This window comes from Tetragenococcus halophilus subsp. halophilus DSM 20339, assembly GCF_003841405.1.
GTDB lineage: Bacteria > Bacillota > Bacilli > Lactobacillales > Enterococcaceae > Tetragenococcus > Tetragenococcus halophilus.
The window spans coordinates 732,157-752,560 of sequence record NZ_PXYA01000002.1 but is presented as its reverse complement, the minus strand read 5'-3'; the positions used below and the strand labels follow the sequence as shown (position 1 = coordinate 752,560).

General features: G+C 35.2%; 20 protein-coding genes and 1 pseudogene. 6 read left to right on the top strand and 15 right to left on the bottom strand.

Translation table 11 applies throughout. The features are described 5' to 3' along the window. Position 1 precedes the first annotated feature (1 nt). Positions 2-844 carry a nuclease-related domain-containing protein gene (locus tag C7K42_RS09385; RefSeq protein WP_014125764.1) on the top strand — a complete coding sequence of 281 codons (843 nt, stop codon included), beginning with the start codon at positions 2-4 and terminating at the stop codon, positions 842-844. Between the two features lie 151 nt (positions 845-995). Here the strand turns inward: C7K42_RS09385 and C7K42_RS09380 are convergent, their stop codons facing one another. The 6 genes and pseudogenes from C7K42_RS09380 to lacA form a co-directional block, all read right to left on the bottom strand. After that, positions 996-2,102, bottom strand: a complete 1,107-nt coding sequence (locus C7K42_RS09380) for an IS4-like element ISTeha5 family transposase (protein ID WP_124175419.1) — start codon at positions 2,100-2,102, stop codon at positions 996-998. A 302-nt stretch (positions 2,103-2,404) separates the two neighbouring features. Beyond that, positions 2,405-3,375 (bottom strand): annotated as a pseudogene (lacD, locus tag C7K42_RS09375) (tagatose-bisphosphate aldolase). Between the two features lie 16 nt (positions 3,376-3,391). Next, the gene (locus tag C7K42_RS09370; RefSeq protein ID WP_014123846.1) at positions 3,392-4,324 is read right to left on the bottom strand and encodes a tagatose-6-phosphate kinase; all 933 of its coding nucleotides are present in this window, start codon (positions 4,322-4,324) and stop codon (positions 3,392-3,394) included. Between the two features lie 20 nt (positions 4,325-4,344). Continuing rightward, complete coding sequence (locus C7K42_RS09365) at positions 4,345-5,007, bottom strand: HAD family hydrolase (RefSeq protein ID WP_014123845.1); 663 nt, start codon at positions 5,005-5,007, stop codon at positions 4,345-4,347. After that, the gene (gene lacB, locus C7K42_RS09360) at positions 5,007-5,522 is read right to left on the bottom strand and encodes a galactose-6-phosphate isomerase subunit LacB (protein WP_014123844.1); all 516 of its coding nucleotides are present in this window, start codon (positions 5,520-5,522) and stop codon (positions 5,007-5,009) included. The genes C7K42_RS09365 and lacB overlap by 1 nt, the downstream gene beginning before the upstream one ends. Positions 5,523-5,551: 29 nt before the next feature. Continuing rightward, positions 5,552-5,980, bottom strand: coding sequence for a galactose-6-phosphate isomerase subunit LacA (gene lacA, locus C7K42_RS09355; protein WP_014123843.1), 429 nt, complete (start codon positions 5,978-5,980; stop codon positions 5,552-5,554). Between the two features lie 196 nt (positions 5,981-6,176). Here lacA and C7K42_RS09350 point away from each other — a divergent pair, with 196 nt between their 5' ends. The 3 genes from C7K42_RS09350 to C7K42_RS09340 are packed head-to-tail and all read left to right on the top strand — an operon-like array spanning position 6,177 to position 8,415. Further along, complete coding sequence (locus C7K42_RS09350; protein WP_014123842.1) at positions 6,177-6,680, top strand: PTS sugar transporter subunit IIA; 504 nt, start codon at positions 6,177-6,179, stop codon at positions 6,678-6,680. Continuing rightward, positions 6,673-6,978 (top strand): PTS sugar transporter subunit IIB, encoded by a 306-nt coding sequence (locus tag C7K42_RS09345; RefSeq protein WP_014123841.1) that lies wholly within the window; start codon positions 6,673-6,675, stop codon positions 6,976-6,978. The genes C7K42_RS09350 and C7K42_RS09345 overlap by 8 nt, the downstream gene beginning before the upstream one ends. 27 nt (positions 6,979-7,005) lie before the next feature. Beyond that, the gene (locus C7K42_RS09340; RefSeq protein WP_103099715.1) at positions 7,006-8,415 is read left to right on the top strand and encodes a PTS galactitol transporter subunit IIC; all 1,410 of its coding nucleotides are present in this window, start codon (positions 7,006-7,008) and stop codon (positions 8,413-8,415) included. Between the two features lie 73 nt (positions 8,416-8,488). Here C7K42_RS09340 and C7K42_RS09335 read toward each other — a convergent pair whose 3' ends face one another. The 4 genes from C7K42_RS09335 to C7K42_RS09320 form a co-directional block, all read right to left on the bottom strand. Continuing rightward, on the bottom strand, positions 8,489-9,241 hold the full coding sequence (locus tag C7K42_RS09335; protein ID WP_014123839.1) for a DeoR/GlpR family DNA-binding transcription regulator: 753 nt from the start codon (positions 9,239-9,241) through the stop codon (positions 8,489-8,491). Between the two features lie 864 nt (positions 9,242-10,105). Further along, positions 10,106-11,212, bottom strand: coding sequence for an IS4 family transposase (locus C7K42_RS09330; protein ID WP_014123838.1), 1,107 nt, complete (start codon positions 11,210-11,212; stop codon positions 10,106-10,108). 630 nt (positions 11,213-11,842) lie between these two features. Beyond that, a complete protein-coding gene (locus tag C7K42_RS09325; RefSeq protein WP_041591862.1) occupies positions 11,843-13,162 on the bottom strand; it encodes a replication-associated recombination protein A in 1,320 nt (439 codons plus the stop codon). Positions 13,163-13,168: 6 nt separating this feature from the next. Beyond that, complete coding sequence (locus tag C7K42_RS09320; RefSeq protein ID WP_014125768.1) at positions 13,169-13,804, bottom strand: NAD(P)H-hydrate epimerase; 636 nt, start codon at positions 13,802-13,804, stop codon at positions 13,169-13,171. A gap of 148 nt (positions 13,805-13,952) precedes the next feature. Between C7K42_RS09320 and C7K42_RS09315 the strand changes: the two genes are divergently transcribed. Continuing rightward, complete coding sequence (locus C7K42_RS09315; protein ID WP_014125769.1) at positions 13,953-14,504, top strand: hypothetical protein; 552 nt, start codon at positions 13,953-13,955, stop codon at positions 14,502-14,504. A gap of 45 nt (positions 14,505-14,549) precedes the next feature. On the opposite strand, the gene C7K42_RS09310 is transcribed toward C7K42_RS09315, so the two are convergent. Together C7K42_RS09310 and C7K42_RS09305 are read right to left on the bottom strand one after the other, a co-directional pair. Beyond that, positions 14,550-17,504: an ABC transporter permease gene (locus C7K42_RS09310; protein WP_014125770.1), complete on the bottom strand. Its 2,955-nt coding sequence runs from the start codon at positions 17,502-17,504 to the stop codon at positions 14,550-14,552. 9 nt (positions 17,505-17,513) lie between these two features. After that, complete coding sequence (locus C7K42_RS09305) at positions 17,514-18,215, bottom strand: ABC transporter ATP-binding protein (protein WP_014125771.1); 702 nt, start codon at positions 18,213-18,215, stop codon at positions 17,514-17,516. A 178-nt stretch (positions 18,216-18,393) separates the two neighbouring features. On the opposite strand from C7K42_RS09305, the gene C7K42_RS09300 reads away from it, so the two are divergent. After that, positions 18,394-18,969 carry a TetR/AcrR family transcriptional regulator gene (locus C7K42_RS09300; RefSeq protein ID WP_014125772.1) on the top strand — a complete coding sequence of 192 codons (576 nt, stop codon included), beginning with the start codon at positions 18,394-18,396 and terminating at the stop codon, positions 18,967-18,969. Between the two features lie 43 nt (positions 18,970-19,012). Here C7K42_RS09300 and C7K42_RS09295 read toward each other — a convergent pair whose 3' ends face one another. From C7K42_RS09295 to amaP, 3 genes are read right to left on the bottom strand one after another with little or no spacing between them, the layout of a single operon-like run. Further along, entirely contained in the window at positions 19,013-19,537 is a 525-nt protein-coding gene (locus C7K42_RS09295; RefSeq protein WP_014125773.1) for an Asp23/Gls24 family envelope stress response protein, read from the bottom strand. 20 nt (positions 19,538-19,557) lie between these two features. Further along, a complete protein-coding gene (locus tag C7K42_RS09290) occupies positions 19,558-19,752 on the bottom strand; it encodes a DUF2273 domain-containing protein (RefSeq protein WP_014125774.1) in 195 nt (64 codons plus the stop codon). A gap of 13 nt (positions 19,753-19,765) precedes the next feature. Next, on the bottom strand, positions 19,766-20,326 hold the full coding sequence (gene amaP / locus C7K42_RS09285; protein ID WP_103091645.1) for an alkaline shock response membrane anchor protein AmaP: 561 nt from the start codon (positions 20,324-20,326) through the stop codon (positions 19,766-19,768). Positions 20,327-20,404: the final 78 nt, after the last annotated feature.

The following is a 20,404-nucleotide window of genomic DNA, read 5'->3' as shown; positions in this document are numbered from 1 at the left end:
TATGCGCAAAAAGAGTCATAAACTACAATGGTTGGAAGAAATGAACCATCGAGGTGAATTAACAAAAGAAGAAGCAAATGTTTATCACCGATCGAAACTTGGCCACAAGGGGGAAACGGATTTTGATAAATTATGTTCTTACTTTTTAGACAAACCTTTTTCCATTATTAATGATATAACATTAAGTTATCAAGAAAATATTTTGCAAATGGACAAAATAATCGTCAACGATCACACGATTATCCTTATTGATATTAAAAATTATCATGGACAATACACTTACGTTAATAATGCATGGTATACACAAAAACTTTTACCTCATGATATTTATGAACAGCTGCGTCGCGCTAAGAGAATCACCAAACGTTTGTTGGATGACTTTCATATTAATATGAAAGTTGAAGGTGTCTTGATATTTATAAATCCCCAATCAGAAATTACGATCAAAGACGAAGTAACTGAAACAACATTAACCTACGAAAAAATTCCCCTATGGTTAATGAATTTAAATGAGAATTACCGAAAATGTCCAGCAAACGGTTGGCACACTGTGATACAAAATCATACCATCCCTTCCTACCGGACTGATTACATCTGTTCAGAAAAAAGACTAGCACAATTAAAAAAAGGCATTCGATGTCAAAACTGCGGCAGTTTTCATATGATACAAAAACGTTATACCTTAAGTTGCGCTTCTTGCAGCTTTATTGAACCAAAAGAAACAGCCTATGCTCGAACAATTTGTGAATATGGCACAATTATGCATAATCGTTCACTCAAAAGATCAGACATACTAGCATTTGTGGGTGATGACTATAAAGAAAAATATATTAAAAATCACTAGTGGTGCATTAATATGATCAGAATATTCAGATTTTAACTTTTTTCTAAAAAATGACAAAAAAATCAAATGCTTGCGCAAAGGATGACTTTTCCAGAAAAAAATTTTCATTATTTATCTGAATACTATTGCAACAACGACAAATGCTATTTCGTCACGTAGGAACGAGCAACACCCATAATTCTTCAAAAGGTTGAAAAAGCAAGTGTTTCAATAGACGCTTGATTTGAAAAGGAGATTTCTTACTTCCTGTCTCCACTTTGAGTAAATACGTCAGTAGACTGGCAATCATGGCGAGAATGATTTGATTGCTTACCCCTTTTTCACTGTGGGAAAATAGCTTTTTTATCGTCATATGTTGCTTGATGTGCTTAAAAAATAGTTCAATTTGCCAACGAGCTTTGTACATGTCGGCCACTTCTTGGGCGGTCACATCAAAACGGTTAGTGACAAAACGTAATTGTTTTCCCTTTTCATCCTGAATCGTCACTAAGCGAAACGGGGAGGTTAAATAAACCTGCGTACCTAACACCACCATTTGGTCACGCAAAATGTTTTTACTCTGAGAAGTATCATAAGTTTCTCTGACATGGATTTTGGTGTTTTTCTTCACTCTTGTGACGAAAAAATAGCCATCGGCTTCCATTTCATCCAGTCGCTCGTAATCAATATAACCATGGTCAAAGATATAGGTCGCTTCCGGTTGATTGACAAAAACTTCTAAGTGATTGTCATCATGTTCAACCGCATTCGTGACTTCAAACTGATCCGGATACAAGTGTTCTTTATCCATAAAACAAAGTTTTAAGTGAAGCTTGATCCCCGCTTTGGTTGAGCGAAAGTCCGCCCAAGGATATCGAGTGGTATTTAACGGAAAGGTAGAAGAATCCACGAGATAGAGCGCATTTCGTTTAGTCACCGGTGTTTTTGACCGTGCTTTTTCCAGTAACTGTGCGAAAATCGCCCACAAAATTTCGTCATCCATCTGGGCGAGCTCACGGGAAAGCTGCGAATGGCTGATGGCATCTAACGCCATGGTCTGTTGTAGATCAGGGGAAACAAATGCCGTATCCATTTCACGTAAACTTTCACACTCATGATCGATGCCATAGAGAAACACCTTCAAAAAGTGTTCAAAAGCAAATTTTTTATGATACTTGTCGGCTTGAGAAATTTTCTCACGAATAGAAAAAGGTAATTTTTTGAAATTTATGTTCGAAAACCATTTATTAAAAGCTGAAATTGTTTTATACTTATCCATATTAAGTTCCTTTGTATTGGTCTTGGATAAGTCATCCAAGCTCAGTATAAAGGATTTTTTTATGAATGAAAATAGTGTGAAACATAAAGAGCTAATTTAAAATGTTTCATGCACCACTAGTGATAATATCTGTTTAATTTACCAAGTCTAGATCAAATGGATATATCAATAATCCGATGATACAACGATTGATAAGGCCTACTATCAACTATTCCATATCGCAGAAAAAATACATCATTGATCACCCAAATTAGTTATTCATAGAATTTTAAAATTCATTCAAATTCATTAAATACACTATCTTAATGATTAAATTGCCAAGGAACTGCTGTTTTCTGTAACACTTCATTTAATTCTTCGACATTTTTTTACCTTTAGTTCTCATCCATTCTCTAGCTGCTTTTTCTCCTTCTGTTACAAATACTTCTACACCATCCGCCCATGTCGCACGGCCGCATAATACGCCATTAAAAGTGGAGCCTCCTTTTTTAGCGAAGCGCAACGTTTCTTGAAACATATCAGCAGTAACACCTGCACTTAAAAAGATAAAAGGAAGAGTAGTTGATCGCGCTTGTTCTTCAAAATATCCAAGAGCTTCCTTTTGTGTGTAAGCTGACTCTTTTTTGGCATAGCCTTCAACATAAGCCATATTTACGGGAACTTCTACTTTTAATACATCGACACCGTAACAAGACTTCGAAAATTCTTTCATTGCTTCATTAACTTTATGCGGCTTTTTTAAAGCAAATTCTTTTGTGCTATTATCGGGATCAAAAGCATCATAAGTAACTAACTCTAAGAAAAAAGGTATCTCTTCGGTTTGACACTCTGTGCCGATTCTTTCAACAAAGGCTTGTTTTTGTTGATTAATTTTCTCAGTTTCATCCACATCGTAATAAAGTAAAAATTTACAAGCATCTGCGCCTTGATCTTTGAGACGTTGGACAGACCATCCAGGTAAAAGATCAGGCAATCGTCCAGGAACCGTTGTATCATAACCCGTTTGTTCATAAGCTAACAACTCACCTGCATTAACATCTTTGACCTTAGCTGCTGACAAACCGTACTCCGGGTCCAATAAAATTGCTGAAGTATACGGCGTTAACTCAGAAGAAACGATTTCCTTAAAGTTTTCAATCTGTTTAGTAGTTACTGGTTCATCTTGGAATTTATTTATCATTTTTTTTAAAGCACCTCGTTGGTCGATTGCTAAGGCGCTAATAATATGATTTTCATCGCTTAATTTCTTCATATATTTTTGTTTATCCATCATTTCGTACCTCTTTTAATTAAACTTCTTTTACTTGAACTCGTTTTATTAATGCTGAATAATTTTGCATATTCACATGCCCAGTTCTTTTTTCCTGCGCGTTCAGCATTCCCAATACATTCCCGTGTTTTAATATCTCCTCATCACTTTGTTGCATCTCTAGAGCTTGTGTTAATCCCGCAACAGTGGCGTCACCTGATCCTACTGGATTAGTTACATCAATTTGAGGAATTGTTACTTGATAAAATGTATTAAAATGTTTAACAAATGCGCCATCCGCCCCCATTGAAACAACAATCCATTCGACCCCATTAAATAAAGGATTTGTTAAAACATGTTTTAAACTTTCTGAATCGTTTTCAATTGATTTTCCAAGTAAAGCAGCCAATTCTTCAATATTAGGTTTAATTAATAAGGGCTTTGCTTTACTGGCTAATACTTTTTGCAAACTAGTACCCGAACTATCCAACACTACGGGCTTGTGTTGCTTATTACACAAACTGATCATTTTTTCATAGTAATCCTCTGGCAGCCCAGCAGGCAAACTACCTGAAAAAGATAATATGTCTGCTTGCGTGATTAAGTGTGCAAAATATGATAAAAAACGTTCTTCTTCACTTTCTGAGATTATTGGTCCTTTTTCTAAAATTTCCGTTTGTTTTCCTTCATGCAATATCGCAATACAATTACGCGTTTGACCATTAATTGTAAAAAAGTCATGGGAAATTTTATTATTTTCTAACTCTGACTGAATAAATTCACCTAAATGGCCGCCAATCATGCCACTTGCTAAAACATTCGCTCCAGCTTGCTGCAAGACTCTAGCAACATTTAATCCTTTACCTCCGGCTGTTTTTGTTGTATTGGTGACACGATTCACTGTATCCAACTTGAAATTTTCCAAAGGATAGGAAATATCAACTGAAGGGTTCATTGTCACAGATATAATCATATCTTTACCTCCTGATATTTTTAATGAAAAAGTGCAGCGGCTTCATACAAGCTGGGCGCTACAGCTATAGTTCTTCTCTTATCTTCTTCGTCTGGCGTTACCCAATCTGGTATCATAATCACATTGATTCCAGCCTGTATAGCCGCCTCGACTCCACTTTTGGCATCTTCGAATACTACCGTCTCTTCTTTGCTTGCTTGAGCTATTGTTAAAGCACGCAAATAAATATCTGGGGCCGGCTTATTACTACAGACTTCTTCCCCACTGATAATTTCACAAAAAAAGTTTTCAATTTTTGCTATTTGCAATACTCTCATCGCCACTTTTTTTGAAGAAGAAGTAGTAATGTAGCATTTCTTACCCTTTTCATTTAACTCTGTTAAAAAATCTAACGCTCCCTTTTTTAAAGATAAGTGACCTTTTTCAATAGCTAGCTGAAAAAGAGCCATCGATTCATTAAAAATTTTTTGGCCTAGTTTTTTATCACCAGTTAATTTCTGTAGCTTATAAACTGTATCGTCAAAACCTCTTCCGATATAACGTATATGCTCTTTCATGCTATAAGAATAGCCATATTTACTTAGAACTTGATATCGTGTTTCATAATAAAGCTTTTCAGTATCAAATAATAAGCCATCCATATCGAAAAAGAAGATCTCTTTTTGGTGTTTTAACTCTTTCATTAATCGTGATATTCTCCACGATTCCATTTTTCGATAAACTCATCAAAGAAATGAGAATCTTCTTGTTCAGGACGATTTTCTTCTATCTGGTCGATTTTAGCAATCAGTTGTTTATTTTCTTCCGTTTCTTTATATTTTGCCTCAATGAAAGCTTTGATTGTATCGCAAATCAAAAATTCACCAGATATTTTCCCTCCAAATCCAATAACATTAGCATTTAATTCTTCTTTAGCATAAACTGCACTAGACATATCACGGACCAGAGCAGAACGAATACCAGGAACTTTATTTGCTGCAACATTAATTCCAACGCCTGTACCGCAAATACATACTCCCAAGTCAGCATCTCCATTTGCTACGGCTTCACCTACTTTTTTCCCGTAGATTGGATAATGTGTGCGAGTGTAATCATAAGCTCCTACATCTAATACTTCATATCCTTCATCTTTCAAAAAGTCTGATACAGCAATTTTAGTATCTGTCACAATATGATCATTACCTATTGCAATTTTCATGATTCAATCCCTCTTTCTTTACTTTATTTTTATGCCATTTTGTTTAACATATCAACACGAACTTGATGTCTTCCACCATCATAACCTGCTTGTAAGAATTCTTTGACAATGTTTTTTGCCAAAATTGGACCTGTAACAGCAGAACCTAATGTAATTAACCGGCAGTTATTATGTTTACGTGTCATAAATGCAGAACGTTCGTCAGAAACTTCAGCTGCTATTATTCCTTTAACTTTCGTAGCTGCCATAAAACTACCAGCTCCGTAGCCATCGATCTCAATCCCTAAGCTATCCTCATCTTTTAATAAATCTTGGGCAATAGCTAAAGTTGACTCAACAAAGTCACTAGCAGCTTGTTCACTTTTGTCGACTACTTCATATCCTTCATCTATTAAATACGACTTAATTGTGTCTTTCAATTCCATCCCTTGCTCATCTGAACCGATTACAACTCTCATCTTACTTCCTCCTTCATAATTTTTTCAAGTTTCAACTACAATTATAAAACTAAAACAATCAGATGTAAACAATATCATCGTAAATAATGCTTAACTTTGATTGAATATTATTATTGACAAACAACGAAAACGGTTTAAAATGATAGTAGAGTGTTCGTTATAAACATAATCGGACTTTTACGAAAGGAGGTTTTCAATGATTACGTTCGATAATTTATTTACAAAGACACGTATTTATATTTCAAACAAGAAAAAAAAAGGAGATGTATTTACAGAAGTTTATGAAGATTTATTAAAGCAGGATTGTGTAACAAAAGATTTTCTGGAAAACTTATGTGAACGGGAACAAAATTACCCCACGGGGATAGATTTAAAACCAATAGATTCAGGACTTCCTAATATAGCTATTCCCCATACTGAGAGTCAATTTGTTAAAACTAGTGGAATCGTTCCAATAAAATTAAACCATCCTGTAGACTTTTATAATATGATTAACCCAGAAGAAAAGATTCCTGTTTCATTTTTATTTATGATATTAAATCAAAATGGGCAAGAACAAACAGGACTACTTGCTTCCATCATGGATTTTATTAATTCATGCGATAAAAATGAATTAGATGCTTTTTTTCAAATGGAAGATCCTGAACAACTATTTAATTTTTTAAAAAATAATTTTAGAGGAGTAATTGCAAATGATTAAAATTTTAGCTGCTTGCGGAGCCGGAGTAAACACCAGCCATCAAATTAAGAGCGCATTAGAAAACGAAATGAAAAAAAGAGGCTATCAAGTCTCGGTGGATACGACTATGATCAAAGACATTAATCAAGACAAATTAGGTCATTATGATATTTTCGCACAAATTGCTAACACTGACCTTGGTTTTGATGTTACCATCCCTGTTGTTGATGCTGGCGCTATCCTCTATCGTGTTCCTGCAATGGCAGAACCTGTTTACCAAGATTTAGAAAATAAAATTAAAGAACTCAATGGAAAGTAACATGAATGAAAGGAGGTGGGGCATAACATGGATTTTATTATAGATATAGCCAATAAAATTTTTCAACCGCTAATTGATTTAGGTGCAGCACCAATGATGGCGATCGTTTTAACACTTATCGCCTTGCTTTTTAAGGTAAAACCTTCTCGTGCACTAGAAGGTGGTTTAAAATTAGGGATCGCCATTACTGGGATCGGCGCAATTATTGACATGTTGACCAATGCATTCTCAGGAGCTATGGAAGACTTTGTCGAGCTTACTGGACTTTCTTTAAATATCACTGATGTCGGCTGGGCGCCACTAGCAACAATTACCTGGGGATCACCTTACACACTTTATTTCCTATTAATTTTAGTTATTGTAAACGTTATTATGCTTATATGGAAAAAAACAAATACATTGGATGTTGATATTTTTGATGTTTGGCATCTAGCTTTTGTTGGGCTATTTTCCATTTGGGCCGGTGCTAACTTGTTGATCGCTACAGTGTTGGTTACTTTTATTGGTGTTTTAAAAATTATCAACGCCGACTTAATGAAACCAACATTCAATGATTTACTAAATGCACCGGAAAGCAGTGTAATGACAACGACACATATGAACTATATGATGAATCCTATCATCATGGTTTTTGATAAAATTTTTGATAAATTATTCCCTTGGTTGGATAAATATGATTTCGATGCCGCTAAATTGAATAACAAAATAGGTTTTTGGGGATCTAAATTTGCCATAGGGATTTATCTAGGTATTTTTGTGGGATTACTTTCTGGACAAAGTGCAACTGAAATCTTTGAATTATCCTTTACTGCCGCTGTCAGTCTAGAACTATTTTCACTTATTGGTCAATGGTTTATCGATGCTATCGAGCCCCTTTCACAAGGGATTACTGATTTCACTTCCAAACGTTTAAAGGGACGCACTTTAAATATTGGAATAGATTGGCCATTTTTAGCTGGACGTGCCGAAATTTGGGCAGCAGCAAATGTTTTAGCCCCAATTATGTTACTAGAAGCAATGATACTGCCTGGAAATGCCCTACTACCACTAGGAGGTATTATAGCTATGGGTGTTACTCCTGCATTACTTGTGGTAACTCGAGGTCGAATTATAAGAATGATTGTCATAGGTGCTATTGAGTTACCTATATTCTTATGGGCTGGTACCTTAGCAGCGCCTTTTGTTACTAATATGGCTAAAAACATTGGTGCCTTTCCCGAAGGTGTGGCTGACAGTCAATTAATTTCTCAAACAACCATGGAAGGTCCAATAGAGAAATTTTTAGGCTATCTTGTAGGTAACGCTTCACAAGGACAAGTTGAATTTATGATTTATGCAGCTCTTGCTCTTATTGCTTATTTATTAATTTTTATGTGGTATAGACGTGAAATGCGCAAACGTAATGCAGCCTATGCAGCTGAAAAAAATTCAAACTAATTCTTTATAAAAAGCTCACAAATTGCTGGTAAATAAAACAGCAATTTGTGAGCTTTTTTTACTAAAAATAGTATTAAACAATCACTGGGACTTCTTTTTCTATTTTTTGATGAGTATTATAACTATCTTGATTCATTACTACAGCCGTCACATTACGCAAACTATAATAGGTATAAAAATCTTCTTTTTCTATTTTTGATGAGTCAAGTAACAGATATTTATTCACAGAGTTATTTAAAGCAATCGCTTGTGTTTGTCCTTCCTCAATAGTTGCTGTCATTATCTCGCTTCCTTTAACCGCATTAGAACTAAAAAAAGCGTGATGAAAATGCATATCTTGTAAAGCTTTGTTTGTTATCTCACCAAAAAAAGCTTGTGTTAAATCACGCATCTCTCCCCCAGCTAAGTAAACCTTAATATTTCCCGTTTTTTTTCTTAAAGTTTGGAATACTGGTAAACAATTAGTTACCACTCGCAGATTATCAAATTCCATAATATCCGCTAATAATTCAATTGTCGTTCCAGGTCCTAAATAAATTACTTCCTCTTCATGCATCAATTGAAGTGCTTTTTGGGCAACTTCTCGTTTCTCATTTTTATTAATAATTTGTTTATCAGCATGTGAGAGTTCCTCGGGACGATATATATTTAATGTTTGAGCCCCGCCATGTACCCTTTTTATACGTCCCGCTTTCTCTAATTCGGTTAGATCTCGTCTCACAGTCATGTCGGAGACTTCCAACTTATTCACAATATCATTAACTTTGATCGCCCTTTTTTGATCGACTAAATCAACAATCGCATCCAAACGCTCTTCTTTTAACATTAATTTACTCCCAACTATAATTCTCTTTAGTCTACATTTTACAAAAACAAACAAGAATTTAAAACAAAAATAAACATTTTTAAAAGAAATTTATATAATTATTAGCAGATTATGCTTGATTACTTAACAGACTAGAAAAATATTAGAACAAGAAGCACTTCAATAGCTATTAGAACTTCATAAGAAAATGACAATGAAAAATTGGTTCAATTGATTCAATTTTTTGATCTTAGCTGGTTTAGATAAACTAGAAACAAGTTATTTAATCCTTATTTTCAACAATTACCATCTTACTATACACAATTAACTAAAGTGCGTGCTTAGGTTATTGAACAACAAAATAAATTATTAGTGGTATCGCCCCACTTGGAGACATTCCTCAAGTATGCGAATCCTTTATTAGATCGTATCCGTCGATAACATTGTATACAAAGTCTCTCAATGAAATAAGGTGCTAGTTGAAAATACTATATCTGAAAGAACAGATGTAGCTAAGATTATAAACTCTTCTAGTCTTAATCTTGAATGATCTTTAAAAATGGGAGGAATATTCTAAGCTTTATTACTCCACGACCTTCGCAAGCTTTTGAAGTATATATAAGGACATTATAAAAAAATTGGTCATTCAGCGCTGGAAGTTCTTTTTTTGTATGGCTTGAGCAAAAAAAAAGCTGTGTGGACCTTTAATATTGAGTATATGTTTAAGCACTAGTGGTGCATTAATATAATCAGAATATTCAGATTTTAACTTTTTTCTAAAAAATGACAAAAAAATCAAATGCTTACGCAAGGGATGACTTTTCCAGAAAAAATTTTTTCATTATTTATCTGAATACTATTGCAACGACGACAAATGCTATTTCGTCACGTAGGAACGAGTAACACCCACAATTCTTCAAAAGGTTGAAAAAGCAGATGTTTTAATAGGCGCTTGATTTGGAACAGGGATTTCCTACTTCCTGTCTCTACTTTGATTAAATACGTCAATAGACTGGCAATCATGGCAAGAATGATTTGATTGCTTACCCCTTTTTCACTGTGTGAAAATAGCTTTTTAATCGTCATATGTTGCTTGATGTGCTTAAAAAATAGTTCAATTTGCCATCTCGCTTTGTACATGTCGGCCACTTCTTGGGCGGTCACATCAAAACGGTTGGTGACAAAGCGTAATTGTTTTCCTTTTTCATCCTGAATCGTGACCAAGCGAAATGGGGAAGTTAAATAAACCTGAGTGCCTAACACTACCATTTGGTCACGCAAAATGTTTTTACTCTGAGAAGGTTCATAAGTTTCTAGGACATGAACTTTGGCGTTTTTCTTCACTCTTGTGACGAAAAAGTAGCCGTCAGCTTCCATCTCGTCCAGTCGCTCGTAATCAATATAGCCACGATCAAAGATATAGGTCGCTTCCGGTTGATTGACAAAAACTTCTAAGTGATTGTCATCATGTTCTACCGCATTCGTGACTTCAAACTGATCCGGATAAAAATGCTCTTTATCCATAAAACAGAGTTTTAAGTGAAGCTTGATCCCCGCTTTGGTTGAGCGAAAGTCTGCCCAAGGGTACCGAGTGGTATTTAACGAAAAAGTGGAAGAATCCACGAGATAGAGTGCGTTTCGTTTGGTCACCGGTATTTTTGACCGTGCTTTTTCCAGTAACTGTGCGAAAATCGCCCACAAAATTTCGTCATCCATCTGGGCGAGTGCACGGGAAAGCTGCGAATGACTAATGGCATCTAACGCCATGGTCTGTTGTAGATCAGGCGAAACAAACGCTGTATCTATTTCACGTAAACTTTCGCACTCATTGTCGATGCCATAGAGAAACACTTTCAAAAAGTGTTCAAAATCAAACTTTTTATGATACTTGTCGGCTTGAGAAATTTTTTCACGAATAGAAAAAGGTAATTTTTTTAAAATAATATTCGAAAACCATTTATTAAAAGCTGAAATTGTTTTATACTTATCCATGTTGTTGTCCTTTGTATTGGTCTTGGATAAGTCATCCAAGCTCAGTATAAAGGATTTTTTTATGGATGGAAATAGCGTGAAACATAATAAGTGAATTTAAAATGTTTCATGCACCACTAGTGATTAAAAATATATTGAATAAACATTTCGAACCAGAAAAAAATTTTGGTAAAAGACATATACGTTATGTCAATAAAGGCTGTCAATTTCCTTATTGGTTTGAAAATAAATCAGACTACTTCGAAAAACTTGAACAAAGAAAGTATTGGAAGTAATGATGATAAAACTATACTAAGCTCTTCCGGTGGTAAAAGCATCGGAAGAGTTACTTTTTTACTTGGTATAATTTAGGATCAGCAATTTTTTTAAATTTTTAGGTTTAATTTAAGGTCAATGACTTGGATCTTGGCCTTTTTTCAGGCTAACTTTGGGCCAATAAAGCAATTGTAGGCCCCTCCTTAAGCCAGCTTTGGGCCAAATACTTAACTTACGGCCCTTTCTTAGGTCTACTTTGGGCCATTTGCTTTACCATTGTCCTAAACTTAGTACTACTTTGGGCCAACTGCTTTGCCTTTGGACTTTATTTCAGCTGACTTTAGGCCAATAAACTATAAACTAATTTATATTCTCTTAATCATGCTCTTCATGCCATTTTTTGATATATTCCAATTGTTTTTTGAAACGGTCTTCTTTTCCTTCTTCTGTTGGAAAGTAATATTCATGACCTTCTAATGAAGGAGGCATCGTCTTCATTGTCGACAATTTATCTTCTTGTTCGTGTGCGTATTGGTAATCTTTTCCATAGCCTAGATCCTTCATCAAGTTAGTAGGAGCATTTCTGACTTGTAAAGGAACGGGCTCATTGACAGAATCTTTGATATCTTGTTCGACATTCAACCGAGCTTTATACACAGCATTTGATTTAGGAGCAAGCGATAAGTAAATCACAAGTTCTGTCAAATGAACGTCACACTCAGGCATTCCTAAGAATTGACAAGCTTGAAAAACATTTACAGCAACGTTTAATGCATTGGTATCTGCTAATCCGACATCTTCACTTGCAAAACGAACGAGACGCCTGGCAACATAAAGGGGATCTTCTCCGCCTTCGAGCATACGCGCTAGCCAGTAAATCGCTGCATTAACGTCGCTGTTACGCATCGATTTATGCAAAGCTGAAATAATATTATAATGCTCTTCCCCGGATTTATCGTAAAGTAGTGACTTTTTGTTGATAATTTGTTCCAAAGCTTCTGTCGTTATAGAAATACTGTTGCCATCTTTTTCACCATTTAAAACTGCCATTTCCAATGTGTTTAAAGCATTTCTTGCATCGCCATTAGCAAAACGAGCAATAGCTTCTATCGCATCATCATCAATTGTTATTTGATAGTCACCAAAACCATCAGGATTTTTGATAGCTCTTTTTAATAATTCAACAATATCAGAAACAGTTAGTTCCTTTAAAACGAATACTTTACAACGTGACAGTAAAGCAGAATTAACTTCAAAAGATGGATTTTCCGTTGTTGTACCTATTAGGATAATACTTCCTTGTTCTACATAAGGTAAAAAGGCGTCTTGTTGCGCTTTATTAAAACGATGAATCTCATCTACAAAAATAATCGTTTTTTCGCCGTAATCACGATTCGTTTCTGCTTCTTCCATCAAATCCTTTATTTTTTTAATTCCACTATTTACTGCACTGACCGTAATAAAATTTGTTTTGGTTTGTCGTGCAATAATTTCTGCTAAGGTGGTTTTTCCGACACCAGGGGGTCCCCAAAAAATCATAGAAGATACTTGATCTTGTTCAATAATTTCACGTAAAATTTTTCCTTGGCCCAATAGCTGTTCTTGCCCTACAAAATCACCAATTGTTTTAGGACGTACTCTACTAGCTAAAGGGGTTGTGCTTTTCCGATTTGAAAAAAGTGATCCTTGTTCCATCATTGCTCACTCCTCATAGAAAAATCCAATATCATCCACTGTGATATATCCAAAATAATTCTCTAATTCTTTTTTCTCCATTCCATATTTATAAAAACCAAAGGTAATCGTTTCATCTGCTATAACACAAGTTCCTGGGACTTTCCCCTCTACAGAAGATAGGCCGGATGGTGCATCAATAGCGTACGTACGAGCTTGTTTAACCGCATTTATTTTCTCTATAACTTTTAACGCCTCGCCTTTTACTGGCCGGTTTAATCCAATACCAAATAAAGCATCAACGATCACTGTTCCCTTGGTAAAATCAACTTCTGCCAAATCCGTTTTAATCATAGCCCCATATTCTTTCGCTATTTTTTGCTGCAGACGATTTTGGTCAGAATAATGATCAGGATTTCCTACTAGCAAAATTTCCACTTGAAATCCTTCGTTATGTAAAATTCGTCCTACTGCTATACCATCGCCGCCGTTATTTCCACCTCCGGCAGCGATAACGATAGTATCTTTTTTAGTTATCCTTTGTTTCATCTGCACCACAGTTGCACGCGAAGCACACTCCATCAACACAATAGAGGCAACGCCCTTTTCATTTATGACTTTGTTTTCGTATTGGTACATTTCGTCTGCCGTTAAGGTTTTCATTCTCTTCATCTCCTTTATTTTTATCCTATCACGGCCATAAGTTAAATGCCAAAAAGAGCCATTTAATTCACAAATTTGAACAATTGTTTAGAAACAGATACCATAGAAATATAGGATACGTTTTCAATTTAGGAAAGGAGCGATTTTTATGGATACAACTTATAACCTTCGTGGCCATCAAATCAATAAAGATATGAAGGCTATCGCACTATCGCATCCAGAAGCTCTTGATTATGAGCCTTTATCAAATTCTGTTTTGATTTCTTACGCCGGATACGATCGAGGACAGATGGCAACACCGATGCCTGATAGTGTAAAAAACCGTTATAAAGCTGTTTTAGAACTTCCGATCGATGATATTGATCAAAAAAGTGGAAAAATCCGAGCAATGTTTGATCGTCTATACCCTGATAATAACTATCATATTTTTGATGAAGATGATTTCAAAAAAACACATGATTTTATCGAAAAGTACAAAGATAGTCATTTTGTGGTTCATTGCGATGCCGGCGTAAGCCGCAGCTCTGCTACAGCTTTAGCGATTGCCAAAGAATTAGCCCCTGAAGATTATCAAAAATTACTTAATTTAGGTATTTATTTCCCCAATGTATTGATTTATAGCTACTTAGTAGAAGGTAAATTTAATGACAAACTATATAAAAAATATAGTAAGCAATTACATCCTTGGGGATTATTTTAAAAAAATGCCGCATTCTCAATTTCGAGAATGCGGCATTTTTCATATTTAATCTGCGGATTGCAGTGCTTCTAACATGTCGATATTTTTTAATTTCCTATGGATAACAAACATTAGAATGAAAGTAATCAATAGTGTAATACCGGCAGATAAAATGAAGTTAGAAAGCTGTAAGCCAGAACTAAACATTGCTTCATCTGGAGGTAGTGTCTGCATAATAAAGCCATGTAAGTAATAACCCACAACATAGCCGGCTAGAATCCCTAAGATAGAAAGTAGGATAGTCTCCCGATAAATATACATCGTAACTTCTCGATCGTAAAATCCTAATACTTTGATCGTGGATAATTCACGGATACGTTCGGAAACATTGATATTTGTTAAATTATAAATAACCACCAAAGCAAGTAAAGTAGCACAAGTGATCAATACTAATATCACGTTATTCAAACCATCGATCACATTATCTATCTGTTCGCTAATCGCACTAGATTGAACTACACCTTGAACACCATCTAAATCCATAAATGAGGATGATTGTTCATCAATGTTATCTTGTGTCGTATTATTTAAGGTTACCAGATAACCATTAGGATCACCAGCAGAATCAAAAGAGTTTTGATAAGCTTCTTGATTCATATATATATAATGTCCCATATACATTTCAGTAACACCGGCGACTTTTACGCTATGACTTTGTCCGTCTTCATCATCCAAGCTTACAGTATCACCTTTTTCGGCCCCTAGTAAATCGGCCAGTTTTTCAGAGAAAATGGCCCCATCATCAGGCAAGGATAATTGTTTTTGTGACTGACGATTAATTATTTCAACATCTTGATTAAAGGCTTTTTCATCATCAGGAACTAACATTGTAATATCTTGTGTGTCATTATTTTCGCCAGCCCGTACATTTAATTCCTCATAATGCACGTCAGTATCATTACTGATGTCAGATTGATCTAATTTTTCATCTAATTGTTCTTGTTCATCATCAGATAAATCATCAGTTTTGCTAACAATTAAATCGTATTTAACTAAATCATCAAATTGATGATCCACAATACCTGTTAAAGAATCCCTGATTCCAAAACCCGTGACCAATAATGCGGCACACCCAGCTACGCCAAAGATCGTCATAAACATACGTTTTTTGTACCGGAATAAATTACGAGCCGTCACTTTATAAGTAAAGCTCATACGATTCCAAATGGGTGTAATACGTTCCAATAAAATTCTAGAGCCTTTTTTAGGTGGTTTAGCGACTAATAACTGTGCTGTCTTTTCTTTTAGTTCCCGATTTGCCACTAGATATGCCGGTAAAGTCGTACATATTATCGCAATTCCAAAACCGATGAATGTATAAAAGGGTGAAAAGTTTAGTGTGACTTGGTCAAAAGTAGAAGAAGCTGCATATGCTTCAAAAATAACTGTCGGTAGTAATGTATGACCTAAAGCTGTTCCTATTAATGCACCAAGGGCACTAGAAACGATGCCATACACAACAAATTTCTTCTTAACATCCCAATTACTATAACCTAGCGCTTTTAATGTTCCTGAATTAATGCGCTCCTCATCTACAAAACGCGTCATTGTCGTTAAACTTACTAAAACTGCAATAGCAAATAAGAATACTGGGAATATATTAGATAAAATGTCCACCCGTTGAGAGTTTTCTAGATATTGCTTATAACCTGGATTCCCATCTTTACGGTCTTCAAAAGTATAATCCGGTGCTTCTAAGTCATCAAGTTCATCTTGAGCGTCTCTTAAGTCTTGCTCTTTATCAGGTATCTCTTCATCTGCTTCTTGTTTTTGATCTTCATAGTCTGCTTTGTTTTCTTCGTATTCTTCTTGTTGATCAGCTAATTCTTCTTGCGCTTGGTCAAGTTGTTGTTGGCCTTGAGCTTGTTCATTCGCCAAATTATTTTTGGCTTGCGTCAATTCTGCTTCTTTATTTCTGAGTTCTTCTTCTGCAACCGCTGGGTTTTGTGCTGTGGCAACAGACGATCTTCCTTGCTCAAGTTGTTGTTGACTATCGTCAATTTGGCTTTGCGCTTGTGTAACCTCTTCATCTAGTTCTGCTTGATTATCATCGATTTCGGCTTGTGCGTCTTGGATCTGGTCTTTGGCATCTTCTAATTGTGATTGGGCGTCTGCTAATTCTTGTTTTGTATCATTTATTTCGTCCCAGCCGTCATCTATTTCTTTTTGTTGATCTTCTTTAACGTCATTTAAACGTTTTTCATCTTGATCTGCAAATAACTCTTCCACAGATTTTTGATGCTTACGAATCAATCGATCATAATTATCGCTATAGGCATTTAAATTTTGTGTATCAGAAAAATCCATTCGAGCGATCATATAAACATCAGAATCAAAGTTTTCTTCTGGTACCACACCATAACTGTCTAACTGTCCTGTACCAACTGTGGTTTGCCCAATGTTTGATGTTTCTGTGATTTCACTGGATTTAACAAAACCTACAACTTTATAAGAAGTTCTATCTAGAATATCTTGTGCAGATTCTTCGTTATCATCGGAGTCTTCTGATTCCTCTTGACTGAGCTTGATTTCATCCCCTATTTTATAATTCCCTTGTTGTTGGTAGTCTAAAACAATTTCGTTTTTATTTTGGGGCATGTTTCCTTTGACAACTTCATATTGTGAAAGATCTTCTGGTGCCGAAAAGATGCGCATACTTGTATCCGTATCTTTAACTGTCACATCTTCTAGATAACCGTATTCTACCTCGTCTAGTTTATCAGCTTTAGCTAAAAGATCTTGATCAGAATCATCTAACCCCCAGGTCGAAGTCAGCGTCATATCAGCTAAATTCGTTTGATCGTAAAAATTCTCAGCTGTAGCTCGCATATCAGGACCCGTAACTTTTAAGCCTACAAAGGCAAATGTTCCCAAAGCCATTAAACTTAAAATGGAAAAAAATCTTCCCCAAGAACCGGTAACTGATCGCCTAATGTCTTTCCAAAGTTTTTTCTTGTGCATCCTTTTCACCTACCATTCAATAGCGGCAATATCGCTTGGTTGTTCATTTGTTTCAACTTCGTTGATCTTAGCGTCGCTCATACGAACAACACGATCAGCAATAGGTGCAATTGCCGAATTGTGCGTGACAATAATAACTGTTGCGCCTTGTTTTCTACTGCGATCTTGCAAGATCTGTAATATTTGTTTTCCTGTTTGTGAGTCTAGTGCTCCGGTAGGCTCATCGCAAAGTAGGATTTTGGGGTTTTTGGCAATTGCTCGAGCAATTGAGACCCGTTGTTGTTCACCACCAGAAAGTTGTGCAGGAAAATTATCGATACGGTCATTCAAACCGACCTCTTTTAAAACATCTACAGCCTCCAGAGGATCCTTTGCAATTTCTGAAGCTAACTCTACATTTTCTTTAGTGGTTAAATTTTGCACCAAATTATAAAATTGAAAAACAAAACCCACCTCATGACGACGATAAGTGATCAAATCTTTGTCAGAATACGCAGAAATATCTTTTCCGTCAATCATCACTTGGCCGCTAGTATTGGTGTCCATACCCCCTAAGATATTCAACAGTGTAGATTTTCCTGCTCCAGAGGCGCCTAAAATCACTACCAACTCTCCTTTTTCAATCGAAAAAGTTAAAGCATCGTTGGCAATAATTTCTGTAGCACCTGTTTTAAATTTTTTCGTACTGTCTTTTATTTCAATGTAAGACATCTAAAAGCTCCTCCTTATATGAACAACTTGTTGAGTTCCATATAGTATTATAGTATGCTTACAGAAAATTTTCTATAAACAACTTGTATTTTTTTGTCGATTTAAGTAATTAATTATACATGATGTTGATTTTAGTTCCATTTCCATTGTACACTATAATCAAAAGAAGGAGATAGCTATGCAACGCAATACACAAACAAAGAATAAAATTAAACAAGCACTGGTCCAACTGCTTAATAAAAAAAAATTAGAAGAAATTACCGTAAGTGATATTACTCGTCATTCACAAATTAATCGAGGAACTTTTTACCTCCATTACCTAGATAAATATGATTTAATTGAAAAACTAGAAGAAGACATTTTAACAAATATTCAGCAAATATTTGATCAGCCTGTTGAAAAAGGAGAAGAAAATCCCTTAATTCCGGATAGATTGATTCTCAATGCGCTCTATTATGTAAAAGATGATTTAGCTTTTATTAAAGCTTTAGTAGAGGAAAATGGGGACCCTAAATTTGTCTCTACTTTTAAAAAATTATTAACCAACACTGTAAAAAAGTACATAGCTCATGAAAAAGATCAATTAATGATTGAAAAGATTCCAAATGATTATGCCGAAGAGATTTTACTATCAAGTACAATTTCTATTCTTTTGCTATGGATGAAAAAAGGAGGTGAAGAATCTCCAGAGCTGCTTTTAACTTATATTAATTATGCTCGAGATACTTCCCCCACTGAATTATTGCAACCTTAAAAAGAGGCTGGGATGAACAATCCCAGCCTCTTTTACTTTTTTGTTATTCCACTCTAGGTTCGCGATTTTCTTCAATGTTTTCAACACTTTCATTGACACTTTGAGTGGCTTTACTAGTTTGTTGTGAAATATAATGTCCAGTCGTTTTTCCAGCGCTTGTTACTTTATCTTGCACAGTTTCGCTTTCTTCTTCATATTGTTCTTGGGTTTTAATATCTACAACATTTACATTAACTTCAACCACTTCTAAATGAGTCATTTCGCGAATGTCTTTTGCAATTATACGTTTGATTTCTTCATAAATATGACGACTGTCTTTGCCGTATTCAACAACCACATCCATATCAACAGCGACTTGTTTTTTCCCTACTTCCGCATTGATTCCTGTGGTAACGTCATTAGTATTCACTAGTTTTTCAGCAATATTTGAGAAAAAACCACCATTAATTGTTAACAAACCATCAATATTATCCATCGCGTAACCAATAATTTTTTTAACGACTTTTTCTGCAAAAGTTAACTCTCCAGAAATATCGTTTATATTTACTTTATTTTCTTGTTTTTCCATCTTGACATCCCCCTAATCTTCTATCTTCTAGGCCCTTTGAAACGATCAAAAAAACCAATTTGGTTCAGATAAAGGCCAATAAATGCTCCTATAATCGTACACACAATAACTAACAATGTTTTTGCAAAACCAATCGTTAGCAGAAGAATTGCCAAAATCAATCCAATTCCACCGCCAATGATTCCATCACGATACCGCTGTAAAAATTCTTGCATTTGGCAACCTCCTTTATGTTACACGCGCTTCTTTTTTTTCTTCAGGTTTTCGATAATTTTCAAGATATACATCTGTCTTGATGTTTTCGGTTGTTCCCAACAGTGAAGATACTTCTGTTTGAATCTCATCCACTAATTCATTTTGCTTTTCCGGAATCGCCATCGCTTTTCTCATATAACCTGCAACTTTGATCCGAATCTTTTTCTTATACATCTTCACTTTTATGCTGGGGTTTTCAACAAAAGGTTCTTTATTCACAATTTGCAGTACGAAATTTTCTACTGCCTTTCTTTGAATTTTTAATGAACCTTGTTCTTGTTCTAAAATTAAATTATTTTTCTTTTTAGGATAAAAAATTGTGATAATTAATAACAAGATCGCTAACACAGACAATAAGATACTTAACCAGAATAACGTTTGCTGCATATACATACCAATCCATGGATAGTCATACATTGAAATAAAACGTATCGGTAGTTGCACAGCATCTTGATTTTCTATCAACACAAAAAAAGATATGAAAACCAAAAGCAACAACAGGATGCTGATTAAGCTTTTACCTAGCTTACCCATAGCTTCACCCTCTCTACCAACGATACGAACTTAGCAAAAAGAATACTAAAACTTCCTAGCTACACACGCTCGTTGAAT

Excerpts from the sequence above, each read along its gene's own strand:
- C7K42_RS09385 (WP_014125764.1), top strand. The coding sequence starts at position 2 with ATGCGCAAAAAGAGTCATAAACTACAATGGTTGGAAGAAATGAACCAT.
- C7K42_RS09380 (WP_124175419.1), bottom strand. The coding sequence starts at position 2,102 with ATGGATAAGTATAAAACAATTTCAGCTTTTAATAAATGGTTTTCGAAC.
- C7K42_RS09370 (WP_014123846.1), bottom strand. The coding sequence starts at position 4,324 with ATGATTATATCTGTGACAATGAACCCTTCAGTTGATATTTCCTATCCT.
- C7K42_RS09365 (WP_014123845.1), bottom strand. The coding sequence starts at position 5,007 with ATGAAAGAGTTAAAACACCAAAAAGAGATCTTCTTTTTCGATATGGAT.
- lacB (WP_014123844.1), bottom strand. The coding sequence starts at position 5,522 with ATGAAAATTGCAATAGGTAATGATCATATTGTGACAGATACTAAAATT.
- lacA (WP_014123843.1), bottom strand. The coding sequence starts at position 5,980 with ATGAGAGTTGTAATCGGTTCAGATGAGCAAGGGATGGAATTGAAAGAC.
- C7K42_RS09350 (WP_014123842.1), top strand. The coding sequence starts at position 6,177 with ATGATTACGTTCGATAATTTATTTACAAAGACACGTATTTATATTTCA.
- C7K42_RS09345 (WP_014123841.1), top strand. The coding sequence starts at position 6,673 with ATGATTAAAATTTTAGCTGCTTGCGGAGCCGGAGTAAACACCAGCCAT.
- C7K42_RS09340 (WP_103099715.1), top strand. The coding sequence starts at position 7,006 with ATGGATTTTATTATAGATATAGCCAATAAAATTTTTCAACCGCTAATT.
- C7K42_RS09335 (WP_014123839.1), bottom strand. The coding sequence starts at position 9,241 with ATGTTAAAAGAAGAGCGTTTGGATGCGATTGTTGATTTAGTCGATCAA.
- C7K42_RS09330 (WP_014123838.1), bottom strand. The coding sequence starts at position 11,212 with ATGGATAAGTATAAAACAATTTCAGCTTTTAATAAATGGTTTTCGAAT.
- C7K42_RS09325 (WP_041591862.1), bottom strand. The coding sequence starts at position 13,162 with ATGGAACAAGGATCACTTTTTTCAAATCGGAAAAGCACAACCCCTTTA.
- C7K42_RS09320 (WP_014125768.1), bottom strand. The coding sequence starts at position 13,804 with ATGAAAACCTTAACGGCAGACGAAATGTACCAATACGAAAACAAAGTC.
- C7K42_RS09315 (WP_014125769.1), top strand. The coding sequence starts at position 13,953 with ATGGATACAACTTATAACCTTCGTGGCCATCAAATCAATAAAGATATG.
- C7K42_RS09310 (WP_014125770.1), bottom strand. The coding sequence starts at position 17,504 with ATGCACAAGAAAAAACTTTGGAAAGACATTAGGCGATCAGTTACCGGT.
- C7K42_RS09305 (WP_014125771.1), bottom strand. The coding sequence starts at position 18,215 with ATGTCTTACATTGAAATAAAAGACAGTACGAAAAAATTTAAAACAGGT.
- C7K42_RS09300 (WP_014125772.1), top strand. The coding sequence starts at position 18,394 with ATGCAACGCAATACACAAACAAAGAATAAAATTAAACAAGCACTGGTC.
- C7K42_RS09295 (WP_014125773.1), bottom strand. The coding sequence starts at position 19,537 with ATGGAAAAACAAGAAAATAAAGTAAATATAAACGATATTTCTGGAGAG.
- C7K42_RS09290 (WP_014125774.1), bottom strand. The coding sequence starts at position 19,752 with ATGCAAGAATTTTTACAGCGGTATCGTGATGGAATCATTGGCGGTGGA.
- amaP (WP_103091645.1), bottom strand. The coding sequence starts at position 20,326 with ATGGGTAAGCTAGGTAAAAGCTTAATCAGCATCCTGTTGTTGCTTTTG.